Source organism: Bradyrhizobium sp. SZCCHNR1053 (genome assembly GCF_032381235.1).
Taxonomy (GTDB): Bacteria; Pseudomonadota; Alphaproteobacteria; order Rhizobiales; family Xanthobacteraceae; genus Bradyrhizobium.
Genome location: NZ_JAUHJM010000001.1, coordinates 464,566 through 480,210 on the forward strand (window position 1 = coordinate 464,566; position 15,645 = coordinate 480,210).

18 protein-coding genes are annotated in these 15,645 nt (G+C 64.0%); 3 read left to right on the top strand and 15 right to left on the bottom strand.

Annotation, left to right across the window (positions count from 1 at the left end; all coding sequences use genetic code 11):
- The first annotated feature begins 149 nt into the window (after positions 1-149).
- Positions 150-998 (top strand): hypothetical protein, encoded by an 849-nt coding sequence (locus QX051_RS02205; RefSeq protein ID WP_315774870.1) that lies wholly within the window; start codon positions 150-152, stop codon positions 996-998.
- Positions 999-1,017: 19 nt separating this feature from the next.
- On the opposite strand, the gene QX051_RS02210 is transcribed toward QX051_RS02205, so the two are convergent.
- The 3 genes from QX051_RS02210 to QX051_RS02220 are packed head-to-tail and all read right to left on the bottom strand — an operon-like array spanning position 1,018 to position 4,921.
- The gene (locus tag QX051_RS02210; RefSeq protein ID WP_315774871.1) at positions 1,018-1,872 is read right to left on the bottom strand and encodes a S49 family peptidase; all 855 of its coding nucleotides are present in this window, start codon (positions 1,870-1,872) and stop codon (positions 1,018-1,020) included.
- Between the two features lie 5 nt (positions 1,873-1,877).
- A complete protein-coding gene (locus QX051_RS02215; RefSeq protein ID WP_315774872.1) occupies positions 1,878-3,206 on the bottom strand; it encodes a phage portal protein in 1,329 nt (442 codons plus the stop codon).
- Positions 3,206-4,921, bottom strand: coding sequence for a terminase TerL endonuclease subunit (locus tag QX051_RS02220; protein WP_315774873.1), 1,716 nt, complete (start codon positions 4,919-4,921; stop codon positions 3,206-3,208). The genes QX051_RS02215 and QX051_RS02220 overlap by 1 nt, the downstream gene beginning before the upstream one ends.
- A gap of 49 nt (positions 4,922-4,970) precedes the next feature.
- Here QX051_RS02220 and QX051_RS02225 point away from each other — a divergent pair, with 49 nt between their 5' ends.
- Positions 4,971-5,390 carry a hypothetical protein gene (locus QX051_RS02225; RefSeq protein WP_315774874.1) on the top strand — a complete coding sequence of 140 codons (420 nt, stop codon included), beginning with the start codon at positions 4,971-4,973 and terminating at the stop codon, positions 5,388-5,390.
- On the opposite strand, the gene QX051_RS02230 is transcribed toward QX051_RS02225, so the two are convergent.
- The 6 genes from QX051_RS02230 to QX051_RS02255 all read right to left on the bottom strand — a co-directional run bounded on the left by QX051_RS02230 (position 5,387) and on the right by QX051_RS02255 (position 10,312).
- A complete protein-coding gene (locus QX051_RS02230; protein ID WP_315774875.1) occupies positions 5,387-5,878 on the bottom strand; it encodes a hypothetical protein in 492 nt (163 codons plus the stop codon). The two genes, QX051_RS02225 and QX051_RS02230, sit on opposite strands and share 4 nt — an antisense overlap.
- Before the next feature lie 96 nt (positions 5,879-5,974).
- On the bottom strand, positions 5,975-6,256 hold the full coding sequence (locus QX051_RS02235) for an HNH endonuclease (protein WP_315774876.1): 282 nt from the start codon (positions 6,254-6,256) through the stop codon (positions 5,975-5,977).
- A gap of 273 nt (positions 6,257-6,529) precedes the next feature.
- The gene (locus QX051_RS02240) at positions 6,530-7,144 is read right to left on the bottom strand and encodes a transcription termination/antitermination protein NusG (RefSeq protein WP_315774878.1); all 615 of its coding nucleotides are present in this window, start codon (positions 7,142-7,144) and stop codon (positions 6,530-6,532) included.
- Positions 7,141-8,400, bottom strand: a complete 1,260-nt coding sequence (locus QX051_RS02245; RefSeq protein ID WP_315774879.1) for a hypothetical protein — start codon at positions 8,398-8,400, stop codon at positions 7,141-7,143. The genes QX051_RS02240 and QX051_RS02245 overlap by 4 nt, the downstream gene beginning before the upstream one ends.
- 65 nt (positions 8,401-8,465) lie before the next feature.
- Positions 8,466-8,726 (bottom strand): hypothetical protein, encoded by a 261-nt coding sequence (locus QX051_RS02250; RefSeq protein ID WP_315774880.1) that lies wholly within the window; start codon positions 8,724-8,726, stop codon positions 8,466-8,468.
- A complete protein-coding gene (locus QX051_RS02255; RefSeq protein WP_315774881.1) occupies positions 8,723-10,312 on the bottom strand; it encodes a DNA cytosine methyltransferase in 1,590 nt (529 codons plus the stop codon). Before QX051_RS02255 ends, QX051_RS02250 begins: the two co-directional genes overlap by 4 nt.
- 86 nt (positions 10,313-10,398) lie before the next feature.
- On the opposite strand from QX051_RS02255, the gene QX051_RS02260 reads away from it, so the two are divergent.
- Complete coding sequence (locus QX051_RS02260; protein ID WP_315774882.1) at positions 10,399-11,019, top strand: hypothetical protein; 621 nt, start codon at positions 10,399-10,401, stop codon at positions 11,017-11,019.
- 214 nt (positions 11,020-11,233) lie between these two features.
- On the opposite strand, the gene QX051_RS02265 is transcribed toward QX051_RS02260, so the two are convergent.
- From QX051_RS02265 to QX051_RS02290, 6 genes are read right to left on the bottom strand one after another with little or no spacing between them, the layout of a single operon-like run.
- Positions 11,234-11,638, bottom strand: coding sequence for a hypothetical protein (locus QX051_RS02265; RefSeq protein WP_315774883.1), 405 nt, complete (start codon positions 11,636-11,638; stop codon positions 11,234-11,236).
- Positions 11,631-11,822: a hypothetical protein gene (locus tag QX051_RS02270; RefSeq protein ID WP_315774884.1), complete on the bottom strand. Its 192-nt coding sequence runs from the start codon at positions 11,820-11,822 to the stop codon at positions 11,631-11,633. The genes QX051_RS02265 and QX051_RS02270 overlap by 8 nt, the downstream gene beginning before the upstream one ends.
- Positions 11,819-13,681, bottom strand: coding sequence for an MT-A70 family methyltransferase (locus QX051_RS02275; RefSeq protein WP_315774885.1), 1,863 nt, complete (start codon positions 13,679-13,681; stop codon positions 11,819-11,821). Before QX051_RS02275 ends, QX051_RS02270 begins: the two co-directional genes overlap by 4 nt.
- The gene (locus QX051_RS02280) at positions 13,681-14,169 is read right to left on the bottom strand and encodes an HNH endonuclease (RefSeq protein ID WP_315775301.1); all 489 of its coding nucleotides are present in this window, start codon (positions 14,167-14,169) and stop codon (positions 13,681-13,683) included. Before QX051_RS02280 ends, QX051_RS02275 begins: the two co-directional genes overlap by 1 nt.
- A complete protein-coding gene (locus QX051_RS02285; RefSeq protein WP_315774886.1) occupies positions 14,169-14,639 on the bottom strand; it encodes a DUF2312 domain-containing protein in 471 nt (156 codons plus the stop codon). The genes QX051_RS02280 and QX051_RS02285 overlap by 1 nt, the downstream gene beginning before the upstream one ends.
- Entirely contained in the window at positions 14,636-15,133 is a 498-nt protein-coding gene (locus QX051_RS02290; RefSeq protein WP_315774887.1) for a hypothetical protein, read from the bottom strand. The genes QX051_RS02285 and QX051_RS02290 overlap by 4 nt, the downstream gene beginning before the upstream one ends.
- Positions 15,134-15,645 lie beyond the last annotated feature (512 nt).

The following is a 15,645-nucleotide window of genomic DNA, read 5'->3' on the forward strand; positions in this document are numbered from 1 at the left end:
GAGCGCCCGGACAGAGACAGAGCTCATGGTCCCGCTGTCCGGGCGGACGCGGGCGGAGCAGACGAACTCGGACAAGGGTCACGGAAACTAGGTGTGAAATACTCGTGGAGGGCTCTAAGATGCTCCGCACCGTACCGGAGGAAGCGTCCGTGAACGCAGCCGATATTTTTTCCCTAGTTGCTATGTTGATCTCACTTTGCACGCCGCTCGCATTGTTCCTTGGCCGACACGGGCTGAAGGCGTATTTGGAGCGCAGTGTTGAACATCATTTTGCGCGGAGGCTTGAGAGCCTTCGCGCTGAGCTGCGCGAGAGTGAAGAACGCACGAAAAGCGCTTTGCGCGATCGAGAAGGCGAAATCGCAGCTCTTCGGAACACGGTTCTCAGCGGTACTTCTTCACGCCAGGCGCTCCTGGATAAACGAAGGTTCGAGGCCGTCGAGCGAATTTGGAGTACCGTCAATGACCTTGCTCGGTTGAAGTACATCTCCGGCATGGTGGCCATTATGAAGGTCGATGAGATCTCTAAACGGGTCAAAGATCCAGGAATACAGAAAATGCTGGAAATGATCGGTGCTGGCGCGCCGGCGCCGTCCGACTTGAAAAGAACCGACGCCATAAATGAGAGGCCATTTGTTCCCGAGTTGGCCTGGGCCTACTTCAAAGCGTACTCTTCGATTTTGACGGGCAACTACATGATCTTCAAGCTGTTGGAGTCTGGAATCGACAATCCAATTCAGTTCATCAACCGAGAACATACCAAAGAGATCCTAAAAGCGGCTCTGCCTCACCAGAGTCAGTGGATCGACACAGTTGCACCGGAGGCGTATCACAATCTACTCGACGAATTGGAGCTCTATCTACTTGCTGAACTTCGCAAGATCCTTGATGGCGTCGAGCTTAGCGCAGAGGAGCTGGAAAAAGCTCAAAGGCTCTTGAGTATCATCGGGCGTGCCGATGCAGATCAAGCTAAGGCAGCGATGAGCCTAGTGCGACAATAGAAGCTTTGATCGGGCGTCCTCAGTCGAACGCTAGTGCAGAGCGCCGTCGGGAACCTACGCGTGGCATCCTCCCCACCACGCCAGAGATGACCTGGTCGAAGGTGCCGATGCGATCGACCATGCCACTGGCGATGGCGTCGCGGGCGCCGAATATGCGGCCCTGGCCGAACTCTTCTTTCACCTTGGCCTGCGTCACCCGTCGCCCGGATGCGACGGCTCGGATGAACTCGGCGCCGGCATCGTTGACCCGCGCCTGCAGGTTGGCGCGGGCCTCGTCCGACAGGGGGCCGAACGGATGAGCCTCGTTCTTCTTCGGGGACTGTTCCGAGCGGATCATCGTCACCGTGATGCCGGCCTCCTCCAGCGCCTTGGAGTAGTCGACGTGAATCACCATTGCGCCGATCGAGCCGACGTCGGCCGACGGCATCATCACGATCTCGGAGGCTTGCGAGGCGATCCAATAGGCCGCCGAGGCGGCCAGCGTGTTGACGCAGGCAATGCACGGCTTCTTTTGCGCGGCCTCGGCAACCGCTGCCGCCGCCTCCGCGGTGCCGGCGACCGTCCCGCCTGGGCTGTCGACGTCGAGGACAATGCCGGCAACGTCGGAATCGGCAGCGGCGCGCGAGACCTGCGCCGCGATCTGCGCCAGCGAGGAGCCGTACCAGCTGCCACGCGGCGTCAGCGGACCAGAGACGGAAATCAACGCGATCTTGCTCGGCTGTGTCGGGACGCTCGCGGTGGCTGCGGCGCGCTGCTCCTCACGGGCAACGGCCCGCGCGAGGCAGCCGGTTAGCGCCTCCAGGTCGAGCGCCACGACCGGGTCGAGCGCCGAGATCTGCGCAATGACCTTCTGCAGGTGCTTGTCCTTGGCCATGGGGCTCAATCCTTGCTGGGCTTCTCTTCGTTGTCGGAGCCGTCGCCGTCGTTGCCATCGGCCCCGTCGCCCTCGCCGGGCTTGCCACTCTTGGTCATCGGATTGGTGTAGTCGTCGCCGCCCTCGTCGGCTCGCGGCGACATGTTCTCGAAACGGCGGATGTCGTTGGCGGACAGCCATTCGCCCTGGCGGCCGATCAGATAGGCGCGATAGCGATTCAACAGGTCGCCGCGCAGCAGGCCGGCGAAGTTGAATTCGATGAACAGCTCATCGTTCGAGTTCGCGTCGAGAAAGTCGCGTTCGGCGCCCTGCTCGATCGCGATGGCCAGCGGGGCCAGGCAGTAGACGACGAAATTGAGCGACTGCTGCTCAATGTTCGAGAAGGTCGCGCGATCGAGGCGACCGGCAAGATGCGGCGGATAGGACCACAGCCCGAACACGTCGATGTCGCTGGCCTTCTCTGTCTCGAGCAGCTGCGCCTCGGCATTGGTGACCTTGATCGGCGTGTAATCGACGCCATGGGTCAGCAGCCGGTCGCGATGCCGGTTACGGCCGGTGCCCATCGCGCGCCAATTGTCGAGGAACTGATCGCGATCGGCCTTGTCCTTGAAGGTGCCAGGGTGCTTGATCAGGCCGCCCGACTGACCGTTGTTGGCGAACCAGATGTCGCCATACTCATGCACCGCGATGGCGCGAGCGAACACCTGCCTGGCTGTTGCCCAGATCGGTTCACCGAGCAGCCCTTCCTCCTGCAGCGGATTGCCTCTGATGTGCCAGATCTCGTCATCGCGATAGGTCTCGGTCGCGATCTGGGCTCCCTGCACGATCGTGCGCGGCGGATTGAACGTGTAGTAGAGGTGTCCGTCGGCTCCGCGCTCCAGCTTGGCGAAGCGGCGCGGATGCAGGATCTCCAGCGCACCGGCTGCATAGTCATCGCCGCCCAGGTCGCCGGGGATGATCCGGCAATAGCCGTTGCGATAGTAGGACACATGCCAGGCCAGCTCGCCGATGAATTCGGCCGGCGTTTGGCGGCCATTCGGCCGGCAACCGAGCAGCCTGGAGATCGGATGCTGCGGAAGCGCCTCGCGCGCACCGTTCGCGCCCTTGCGAAACACCGACACCGGCAGGGACGACATCGCCGAGGACAGGCCCTGCCGCACGGACTGCACGGAAGCGAGCTGCGACACCCGCTCGTCGTTGACGATGACGCCCGCGATCGACGGATAACCACCGCCCCACCAATTCTCACCCCAGACGGCGCGATGATCCATCGCGCCATCGACCGCGCTGGCCATGCTGCGCAGCGCCCATCCGAGGCCGGACAAAATCCCCACTACACCATCTCCGCGACGTCGGAGCCAGTCACCAGCAGACCGGCTTGAGGATTCCAGCTCATCAGGATCGTGGCCTGCAGCAACGCGATCAGCGGATCGATCTTGGCCCGGCCAGCAACCTGCTTGGTGATCATGTCGGCGTTGCCGCGCTGTTCGACCTTGGCGTTACCAACGACCCACGTCATCAGCGCTTGGTCAGCATGGAAGTAGGTGCCGTCGGCAAGCTTCAGATCCAGACCGTACACAGCCGGTGCCAGCGCAGGGCCCTGCAGCAGCCGGCGGATCATGTCCTCAGTGATGCCGCCGGCGAACAGCGCTTCGAACAGCGCCGCAGCGCGGTTCGGGTCGATGCCGACCGCGTTCTTTTCGGGCAGCAGACCGGTCGCCTTGATGCAGGCAACGAGGCTGGTCAGCTCGGCCAGCGCCTCGGCGACGGGAAGGATCGAGAACGTCCCTTCCTTCTCGAAATCGTCAAGATGGGCCGCGATTTCCTTGCGCCGCTCCAACACGATCGGATCGGCCCAGCCGTAGCACACCGACAGCCAGTGACGCGTGCCCTTTTCGCGGCCCATGACGGCCAGGCCGAGCAGATCGTCACGACCACCGCCGTCGACGCCGATTACGACCACCTCGGAGCGCTCCAGCAGCTCCTCAAGGTCGAGCTTTTCATCGGCCTGCGCGTCCCAGAAATCGGCGCCCGACCAGCCATCGTCGTTAGTGCCCGTACCGATCTCGATGTTGAGATGCTGCGAAGCCCAGACGCTGACGGCGTCAGCGCCCTTCTCGCGCTCGCTGGCGAAATCAGCCAGCATCGAGGCGACTGTGATCGGGCGGTTGATGTTCGGCATCACCATCGGCCAGACCGCGGGGTCCATCCAGCGCGGCTCGACGCCGCGCTTGCGCTCCTCGCGCGTCAATGTTGCGATGTCGCGCGGCAGCTCATAGAGCAGAGGCAACGTCGGACGAATGACCTTGCCCCGATAAAGGCCATCCCGAACGTTCCGAACGAATTTCAGCTCGCTCTTGAACGCGCCGGCTGGCGCCTCGTCGCTTTGCGTTGTGGTGATGACCAGAACGCCCTCCTCGGTCTTATCGAGGCCGCCGCGGATCTGGCGCAGTACGCGCGAGGTATGTGCCCGCTTGCCGAGCAGATGCAACTCATCGAGCAGCACGAAGATCAGCGCCATCGCGCCCGTCAGGATCTTCAGATCGAAGCTCGCGATCATGATCTCGGACTTGGTGACCAGGTCCTCGATCGTCTTGTCATAGTCGCGAGGCTTGAAGCGTCGGCGCAGGTCCGGCGATTCCTCGATCATGCCGACCGCCTGCTCATAGGCACGATCGGCGACGGCCTGTGTCTCGCCGAGAAACAGCGCGGTGCCCCGCGGCCGAAAGTTCATCAGCATGGCGACCAGCATCAGCGCCGCCGAATAGGTCGTCTTCGACGACCCCTTCGGGACTAGCGCGAAGAAATCGCGGATCATCCTGACCTTGTTGACCGGGTCCCACGAGCCGAACACGGCGCGCACCAAGTCGCGGAACCATTCGCCTGAGGCATCCCCGAGCCGCGGAGTACCCTTCACATCCGGTAGCCGCAGCTCATCAAAGAACGCCAAACCCATTGCTGCCTCATCGGCAAACAGCGGCAGATCCGGCATCAGCGAACGGCCGTTCCGGATGCGATCTTCCCAGTCCGGGCAGGAGGTGTCCCACATGGCGGAGTTCTGCTACCCTGGCAGCTTAATTAAGGGAGATTGAACCGACATGGCGCTGACAATCATTTGCCTCTGCGGACCCGCAAATACCGGTAAGAGCAGCTCGATCCGAGAGTTTACAGCTCGATGCCTCGAATATCGAAGAGAGGGAGCGGCTCGTGATGTTTTGGGCATCTTTCGCCTGCCCATTCGCAAATATGCTGTCGGCGTGTCCAGTCGCGGCGACACCCCCGGGCAGATCAAACAAGGCCGAGATTTCCTACTGAAATACTCAGGCCTCAGAGTGATGATCGTTGCTTGCCATCCGAGCGGCGCCACCCGTCGCGAGATCGATCGGCTCGCGGCCAGGGAAAAGGTAACGCCGGTCTTTATCGAAACGAACAAGCTTAAGAGCAGGCGAGATCAGGATCGCGCTATCGAGGCAAACGTTGCGGCGATGTGGGGCCTTATGCCTCGCTCTCGAAATTAGTTCATGCTCTGCTGGCGACGGGCCATCAGTTCGCCCATGGGCGTGCCGACGTCCGGTTGCTGCGCGGCCAGCAGTGCTTCCTGTTTTTTGCCAAGTTTGGCTGGCTTGGCCGCCTTCTCCGACTTGTCGATGCGAGCGGGCCGCAACGCTTGGCCGAACTGCATCAAGTCATTGCGCTCCACCAGGTGCAGGAAGAGCCGGATTGCGGTGGTGTTGCCCTTTTGCACACCCTCGAAGCCCTTCATCAGCAGCGCGGCGTTCAACCGGTCGCGCGCGACCTCGCGGCTCTTAAGCTCCGAAAAATAATGCTTCCGCAGCGTCGGCTCCGTAATACGCATCGCGCCGGCAATCCGTTCATTGCTCCAACCGCACGCGAGCAACATGTTGACGCGATTCCGGTTTTCCGTCGTCGGGATATGAGGCGGCCTCCCCTTGCCACCATGATTGGCCGGGATGGGATCACCAAACAGGTCGAAATTTTCAGCCACGACGAAAAAAACCTGCGGATGAGAGAACGGCCGGTCCCGGAAGGGAGAGGGTTTAGAGATTGCACCACCCCCCTTCTGTTCGGCTCGCGCTGGTGGTCAGTGCCAGATGCCGCGCGTATGGAGGGATGACTGTTCCGCCTGCTGCTTGCGCTTGTCATGGCAGGCCTTGAGCAGGGTCTGCAGGTTGGTCTCATCCCAGAACAGACGCTCATCACCACGGTGCGGGATCTTGTGGTCGCATACGAGGAGCGAGGTGTTGCCTTCGATCCGGTTGCAGCCGCACTTGCAGGTGTAGTGGTCGCGCAGGAACGTCTGCAGGCGCAGGCGTTGCCAGCGGCCGGTCTTGTACCAAGACTTCCAGGGTGGTTGCGGAGGCATCTGCCCAAAGACAAATGGGCCGCCTGCGTTGCCACAGGCGGCCCAAGTCTAGGGAGGAAACAACAAAGAAAGCGGGTGCGCTCGGACCACCATCAGCCAATCCGCGTGCACCTAACCCGTGAAGCGCGAAAGCCCAGCGCGAGGGCTGGGCTTTTAGGCAGATTCCACCATTTCACCGCGAACCAGTCTTGCTGGTGGCGGATGCGCCGAAGCGGTTAGCTCCGTTCGAAGCGTCCTGATGACCTTGGCCATCTGGCACCAAGTGCGCTCAGATCATGCGCACTCAGCTTCAACCGCTTCGATGTCACTCTCCTCGATCTCCAAGGGAGTGATGCGCCTGAATATTTCGACACCGACACTGAGTCGGCCCCTTGAGTCAATTCTCTCAACCCGCGCCGAGAAGCCACGGAACGGTCCGTTCACGACCCTGACAAGCTGCCCCACTTCGAAGGCGCGCTGCCGCTTGCTTTTCGGCGTGTTGGCGATGTCCTCGATATTCCTGATGTCCTGAAACAGCTTAGGCGTCAGGTGAGGCGTCCACTCGCCGAACCGCAGAAGGCCGATAGCGCCATCGATGCCACGCCAGCATTCCCAGCGCTCCTCGAAATCTGGGATTAGCACGGCACCGAGGATCAAGGGCGATACGACGTTCCGACGCTCGATCCATTCGAAGCCGCGCCTGATGCGCTGGAATTCCTTCATCACCGTCATGACCGGCAGATAGGCGCTGATGTTGCGCAGCCGGAAGGCCTTCATCACCTTCGCCTCACAGTTCGGATGGGTGCGCAGGATGTACCAGCACTGCGGCACTGGCGCGGCCTCCGGCGCGTGCAACTTGGCGAGGTCGACGTAGCCCGCGAGGTCCCCAATCTGATAACCCATGTTCATGCTCTCTCCCCTGCTGCTGGTGACCATGTGCCGTCGCGGCGCGGCGGAAAGGACCGCGGGACGCGAAAGCCGTTGATGGATTTGCGGACACGGAAATTCGGGTGCATCGGCGAGAGGCCATGCACCGATGGATCGTGCGGCTCAAGCCAGATGCGTTCGGCCTTCGGCTCGGCGCCAAGCCACAGCTTTAGCCGGTCGCGCCAAGCCGCGAAGCGCTCCGAGCCCTCGGCGACGATCTCCCAGCCGTCCCGCCCGGCGTCGTCGACGAAGGCCGAGAGCGCCAGCAGATCCGGCTGCACGGGCATCGTGCGCCAGACGCCGCGGCCGAGCTGCTGATCGGCCACCAGCACCGGATCGCGCCGCTCGGCGATGCGCAAGGCGACCGTGAAGCCGGCGAGTTCCTCGCCCTGGATCAGGCGCCGCTCCGGAGGTGGCGGCCGCTCGTCGGGAAGCTTCGCGTTCGGGAATTCGCGGAAGCCGCCGGAGCGGACCCAGAGGTGGAACGCCCGCGGCTTCCATTTCAGCTTGCGGATCTGCGCCGCGTAGTCCGGCACGGCCGCCCTGCAGAGCTTCTGGTCGTCGGCCACGAGCGCCCGGAATTCGGCGAGCGCGAGATCGCGCCGCATCGCCTCGTGCTCCGGATAGCCTGCCCATGCCGCCCCGAAATGCTCCGGCTCCACTTCGCCTTCCTGCAAAGCGTCAGCAGCCTCCCGCCCCCCGGAGGGGGGTAAGGGGGGAGATTCAGGTTCAGGTTCAGAGTTTAGGTGGTCGCAGCAGTGCGAGGGCTGGCCGAGGGCTGGCAGAGGGCTAACCGTTTCAGGCGGGTGATTTAGCCCTTGCTGCCTGCTAGGGCTAATGACCGCTGATTTTACTTCGCTTTCGACGACGCCCCACGCGCGCGCCTCGATCTCGTCGGCATCGCGATCGAGATGCAGCACGATCAGGTCGGATGTGCGCTTGCCGCGCCCGTCGCCATTGCGGCGGCCGTGCTCGTCGACCCATTGCGGGATGCGCGTGATCGCGCCGATCTCCTCGAGCCACACCATCCGCCGGCGCACCGTGTCGACGGACAGATCGGTATCGAGCGCGAGCTGGTCGAGGCCGACGAAACACCGCCCTTCGCCGTTCACGTAGATCGAGAGCGATTTCAGCACGCCCTTCGCATACGGGTTTTTCAGATCGAGCGAGCGCGCCCAGGCATGCGCCTCATCGGCGGCAATATGCCGGGCACGGCGCTTCTCACGAGGCGCAGTCATGGTGTCAGTCTCACTTGCAGGATTTCGGGCAACGCGCACACAACGGGACACTCAGGGGCGGCGGCTCAAGGCCGTCCCTGCAGCAGGATCTCGACCGCGCGCTCGGGTGTCAGCCGGGCGAGAGCATCGCGCGCAACGGCGGTCTCGAGCCGTTGCAGCCATTCGCTGCGCAGCCGCTTGAACGGCTGCGGCTGCCCTTCCGGGGCGCCATATGCTTCGAGTTCTCCCAGCTCGCCGCCACGGACCGCGAGCAGGCAGATCGTATCGGCCAGGCGCATGGACAAATCACCAGGACGGGCCAGCGCCTCGATCAGCACATCACTCATTCGGCAGCCTCCAGCATCTGCGGCTCGGCCTCGCCGGAGAACATCGCCAACACGCACGCGCGCATCAGGCGCACGGGCACCGCGTTGCCGATCTGGCGGATCTGCTCGGTCTTGGTGCCCGCGAACTCATAGGGCTCATCGCAATCATCGAAACCCATGGCTGCCGCCAGCTCATGCGGCTGCAGCATGCGATAGAGAATATCGACGGCGTCGCCCTGCTCGCCCTCGACGAGGTTGACGCGCCCGGTGGCGCAGATCGTCGGTGCAGGGTCGTCGAGATCGTGGATGCGCGCGGCCTGCCCCGGCCGCTCGCCGAAGGCCGCAGCAATAAACGCCAATTCGCCCCGGTTCGCGGTCGTGATGGTCGGCAGCGGATCGGTGTCGACCGCCCGCGCGCGATTGGCCGTGTCGGAATGCGTGATCGGAACGACCAGCCCGAACCGGCCCTGTGAGGTCACGGTCGGCAGCGGCTCGCTATCGGACAAACATGTTTCGCCCGATCCGGAGCCGTAGTAAGGCGCGATCAGCGCATGAGCCCCATCGGTGGTGATCGTCGGCGCCGGATCGGAAACCGCCCGCGGCGCGCCGCCAGAGGCCTGCGACAGGATGAACGGCACGGCGAGGTAGCCGCCGCCGTCGCACGTGATGGTCGGCATGGGATCATCGATCGCGTGCGCGCGGCTCGCGCCGTAACCCTTGCCGTGCCTGTTCATCAGCACCGGTTGTGCTAACGCGATGTGCCCGCCTTGCGCGGCGATCGTCGGCAGCGGCACGTCGATGCCTTGCGCGCTCATGTGGTTGCGCAGGACCACGATGAACGGCTCCGGCCAGCGCTCCCTGACGATGCCGTCATAGATCCGCCGCAGTGACTTCGCCGCCAGCGGCTTCGGCCGATTGAAGATCGACTTGCCCCGGAGAGACCAATCGATGATCTCGCGCGCCGGTCGCCACGACTGCAGCCCAGCCGTGACGCGATCGCGCCGCGCATGCGTCGCCTCCGGCCAGACAATCGGATGGCCGTCGTTGCGCGCCATCAGGATGAAGCGGCGGCGCGTCGTTGCCTCGCCATAGTCGGCCGCGTTGAGCCGTCGCCATTCGACCTGATAGCCGAGCGAGCGGATGACGTTGATCCAGGCCCGGAAATACTCGCCCTTGCGTTCCTTGATCGGCTTGCCGGTGGCAGGGTCGACCGGCCCCCAATCGCGAAACTCCCAGACGTTTTCGATGATCAGGCAGCGGACGCGCAGCTCGGTCAGCCAGGTGATGACGTGCCACGGGTCCGAGCGCTGCTGGTCGGACGTCGGCTTGCCGCCGCGCGCGATGCTGTGATGCGTGCAGCTCGGCGAGGCCGTCAGCAGATCGAGATAGCCTTCCGTGACGACATGGCTCGGCCGCACCGTCGCCAGATCCTGGCAGTAGTGCCGCGCGGCCGGGTGGTTGATCGCGTGGCTGGCGACAGCGACGTTCCAGTGATTGACGCACACCAGCTCGAGTCCGAGGCCGAGCGCAGCCAGCGCTCGCGCAAGCCCGGTCGAGGTCCCGCCGGCGCCGCAGAAGAGATCGGCAACGAGGAGCGTGCGGGTCACAGAGCGCTTCTCTCGACAATCGCACGTTCCAAGGGCATCATTGAACCATGACACCTCGCCTTCCCGGTCTCACACCAATTGCTTGCTTGATGTTTGCGGCCGTACTTACCGCGTGGCTTGGCCTTTGGGGACCAATCGACATCGTCAAGCTCAAAGATTGGCAAACCTTGACGGCCTCTATAGTTGCTCCAACGATCGCCCTTTGCGCTGCATACTTGGCTTACCAAGGTGCGATGGCAAAAGTGTACTTCGATCAGAGAGAGGCGGAGCGGCGCCGTGACGCTGAACGTCTCGGTCTCTATCTCAGGATGCTCGTTAGTCTTGGACATGTCGCTGAGGAGGCGGGAGCCAAATCCGCGCTGCTCGGCGAATATCACATGGAAGAGTTCGAACTTCGGCTCTATCCAGCACTCTTGGCGATTGATCGTCCGCAAGAACTCGATGAGGCATGGCTGAACATCCATTTGATACCACCGCAGGCCATCGAGCCGCTTCAGCGATTGCGCAACCGTCTCTTTCCAGCCGTCGACATTAAAGCGGCTTACCCCAACAAAGCTTGGACGGTCCTGCAATTCAGACCGCCGGCTGCGGATCACCCTGAATTGGCCGCGCACCGCATTAACTGCGCGGGGATTGAAGTTGAGTGCAACCAGCTGATCCGAGCACTCGAGGAACGCATCCCGCCACTGCAGGACCGATTGATCTGATCTCATTCCCCCACCTGTTCGCTTGGGCTTTTGCACGGCGGCGTGCGTCCATCGTGGTCGATGCGCTCCTCACGGCGCCAGAACTCCGTCCAGTGGACCTCCCCACTAGCCTGCCATTCGTGCCGTCCGACCTTTACCGTCTCGCAATGGATGCATTGCTGCTCGGTCTTGTGATCGAAGCGGACTTTCTCGCCCCAGCGGTGCCGCGCCGAGCTCATCGTCGGTACCCCGCGAGGTAGTCCGCGCCACCAACTTGATAGCTGATGCCGCTGCGGTACTCGATCCGTACGCCATTGAACCGCGCCATGCTGATGCCAGCTTCCATGCCGGCGGAGACGCCGCGATCGGTGCAGACGACGACGGCATCGGCGAGATGCATCCAGGCGTGGCCGGCGTTGATGCCGTGCGCGCGCTCGCGCTCGTTGTCATCGTCGAGAATGCCGGGCTGGGTGTAGAGCAAATGCGACACCAGTGGCGCCTCGCCGCGCAGCAGCGCGTCCTTCACGCAGGCGCGCGCATAGGCGACGTTGGCGACGATGTCGCCGGCATAGGGCGACTCCAGGATGACGCGCCGCATCTGCCGCGGCGTCAGCGTCCGACAGGCGAGGATCTCAGCCATTCCCCTCGGCTCCCTTGATGCGTGCCTCGTTCGCCTGCAGCCATTCCAGCGTCGCGGCGGCAGCCTCGAGCCGGGAGACGTGGTATTCCGCCTGCGACCGGCTCATCCCCGGCCTGCTCTTGCGCTGCTGGATTTCGAGGTTGATGGCGCCGATCTGCTGGCGCAGCGGGATCTTGTCGCTCATGGCCGCACCTCGGCCGCAGCCGCGAGCACCGGCTGCACGAGCTGCGCCAGGAAGTCCCGCCCCTCGTCGGTGACGAGGAGTCGTTTCGTCGTCGCGTGCGCAAAGCCCGCGCCGATCAGATGGCGCGTGATGCTCCATTCGACCGCCTCTCCCGCGTCAATCGCACGCAGCGCCGCCTGCATCTCCAGCTCATCCGACGTCAGCGCCAGCCGCGTCTGCAGATGCCCGTCGACGACCTTACCGGGCAGCCGGTCGCGGCGCGCGAGATCCATCTCGGATTGTTCGGCCGCAGTCTGCGACGACGTCCGGCGCAGGAACGGCGGGATCTCGAGATCAGGAAAACCAGAGCCAGGAGAATTCGAGCCAGGTCTGCCCGCCGGCGGAACGGCGGTCTCAACTCCGATGTCCCGGTCGACGGGAGCCAGTTCGACTATCCCATCTTCCGGTGCTGGAGGCGGTACCGGCGGGGCTGGCAGATCTGCGGCACGCAATGACTCGGACTCGCCGCTGTCCGCAAACTGAACGTTTTCGCGGGGCGCATCGAAGCCCCAGGCTTCCCAGCCAGGGCGTCGGCGCCGCGCGTTGAATTCCACCTTCGGCACGTTGGGCCAGTGGAATTCGATCATCCTGTGAATGTTGTCCGGCTTCTCGCTATGCGCTCCGACCGGCTCGGTGAACACGCTGCGGAAATGCGCCGTCGCCGGAGGCACGACCTTGCCGCGCACACCGACCAGCACGATCTCGTGCTCGCCGGTGAACCAGTAGCCCATCCCGCGCGCCTCACCCATCCGCCGCTTGTCCCAGACCAGATGCGTGACGTAGGTGAAGCCCTGCAGCTCCATCACCTTGATGGCGACCGCGAGGTGCGGAATCGTCGTCCACTTGAACAGGATGCAGTCGTCGGCGAGGCAAGCGAACCGCTCGGCACAACGCGCTACGATTTCCTCAGGCGTTCGCGCCTCCGCGGCCGTCTCATAGTGCATCGACGGATGCCGCTCGGTCCCGGTCTCGGCAGACCATGTCTCATGGTCCCATTCGAAATCCTCGATCGCGACACCGAACATTCTGTCGGGCAGCGCCTGGATCTTGCGGCCGAACTCCGCCTCGCGCTCCTCGCGCCGTTCCTTCTTCGCCGCGATCTTGTCCCTGCGGATTTCCTTGATGACCGGCGCCAGCATCTTCTTGGCAACGGCGGTCAGCTTCCCCTCGGCGTCGCGCGGCAGCGAAGCTACGATCTGGGCCTGGCGCTCGATCGGCTGGGCTGCGATCTCGGCTGCAGCAGCAACCGAGATCTTGCCGCGGCTGGCCGCCTCGACGATCTCCGGCGCGGCATGCGCAATGACCGACCTGGCGCGGTCGATACCGGCAACGTCAGCCTGCGTGATCTTTGCCGCCTGCTCGCGGCTAATGTTCGCAGATTGCGAAGTTTGTTCGGGGCGCCCCTGCCTCAGCGTAACCAGCCGCGCGCCGACCATGCGCCGCTCATCGGCGGACATCTGGCGCCGATGTAGGTTGCGCGATAGCACGAAATCGAGAGGGTCGCCGTCGACCGCCTGCGCGAATTGCCGGAACAGGAAGCGATTGCCGACGTCGAGAATATCGGCGGCCTGCAGCTTGTCGCCCTCATGCAGCCCCGCATGGGACCAACCGGGACCCACACCCTCGCCCGTCGACATGATCCAGACGAGCGCGCGGTAGCGGTTGCGGCCGTCGAGGATCTGCGCGGCGGCGTCACCCTGCCCGATCAGGATGATCCGGTCTTTCAGGCCGTTGATGCGGATGTCCTCGGCCAGATCGTAGAAGTCCGCTCCCTCGATCAGCGGAAACAGCTCGGCATAGGGATGAAAAGCAAAGGTCATCAGAACGGCACCTCCGCAGGCTCCGGCTGATGACCGAGATCGGCCAGCAGCCGCAGGGCGATGGAATCGAGTGACGGGATCCGCTCGCGCGGCGTGCGGTTGCCGCAGTTCTGGCGGTGCGTCAGCCAGCGCAGATTGCAGCGGCGGTTGTCGAGCGTCTGACCGTTGATGTGGTCGACGACGTGCGTCCGCATGAAGCGGTCCGAGCGCGGCTCTGCCTTGATCATGATCTCGCGATGCATGCGCAGCGTTGCGCGGTCAGGCCCGACATTGCGCTTGGCGTACTTTTGCCACGGCGTGCGCGAGCCCCAGGAGACGTTCCAAGTCGTCTCCGACAGCCACTCGTAATCCTCGGCGTCGACCAGGCACGAGATGTCGTCGCGGACCGACAACCAGATCCGGCGCCACGGCGTGCCGCTGAGGTCGATCAGGTCGAAGGCCTGGAGATCGACCGGTCGCCGGGCAAGGTCGAAGGTTTCGCGGATCATCACGACGCCTTCCGCTTGTTCATGAAGTCCTGGAACAGCGGCGGCACGTAGTCCTCGGCGAATGACTTGCCGTCCGCAGTGCGCCAGAGCCGCATCGGCTGGCCGCCGACGCTGGCGATGATCTCGCCATTGACCGGGATCAGCAGCTGCAGCGCCTCGATCACCTGCTCGCGCCCGATGCCGTCAGCCGTCAGGCGCTTCACCTGGACGTGCAGCGGATGCTCGGACGTCATGCCGAGCGCGTGCATGTAGATGTCGTCGATCGACTCCTGCTCGGCGACCTCGCTCTGGTCCTTCTGCCGCCGCTTGATGATCCGGCGCATCGCCTTGGTGTCGAAGCCCTTCGCCTTCGCCTCGGCAAACAGCACCTTCTGATCATCCTTGAGCGCCACGATCTCCTCGACGATGCGCTCGATCCGTTCGATATAGGAGCTGAGCAGCTCGCGGCCTTCGGTGGTGGCGACGCTCATCGGCCAAACTCCAGGATCTCCGCATCGGCCAAAAGCGACGGATCGGCGCGCTCAGCGGCCAGCTTGAACAAGCCGGCGGCGCGCAGCGCGCGCTTCGCCGTCATCGCGACGTCGACCAGCAGCTGCCCGTCGATGCCGCGGATACGAACGCGGACCGCGAGATCCCCACGCACCGACAGCTCCATCACGTGCGGCGTCGAGACGACCTGCTCGGCGCCGACGACGGTCTCAGCATCTTCGGAGAAGCCAGCCGCATCCTCGCGCGCCACAGACATCGGCGCAGGCGCCAGGCCGAGCTGCCGCTCACGCGCCACGCGCAGCGCCGTCGTGACGGCCGCCTCCGGCACGATCAGCCGCGCCGCCATCTCACGGGTGTCGAGGCCCGCCGCGAACATGTCGCCGGCGGCCGATATCAGCGCCTCGTCGGCCACAGCCTGCAGGGCCGTCATCCGGTCATTGCGCTTGCGCGGGCCGATGGAGCCATCGGGTCTCATGCCAGCACCCCACGATTGCTGTGGATTGCCGCTTGCAACCTTGCCCCATCCGCTACAAGCCCAAGCAGGGCCCTCACCGGCCTGCCTCCGTTGCGGGCCAACCGGCCCAGCTCACACGGACGACGGCGCGTTACAGCGCGCCGGAGCCCGCGGGATCTACCCGCGATCAACGAAGGAGTGCGCCATGACAGAGATGGCGAAGCCGAAGCTCGTCTACGTGAAAGCGTATGACCGGCGCCGGTTCGGACGGAAGGAGCACGTGTGTGCCCATACCCGTTCGTGGCCGACCCAACTGAGCTTCGATTTTTGAGGCGGCGTCGTAACCCGCCCCAGCCGGTGAGGGCCCACCCCGGGAGCCCGTTGCAGAAAGTCCCTTGAAATGCAGGCGCGGCGTGACTTTTCCACAGCCGCGCACAGCCGCGCGGCGAGGTCGCAAGAACGGATATCCACAGGCCGAAATAATTGCCTTGCGCACCCTGCCCGCCGGATCGACCGGCGCCGCCCTGGCCCGA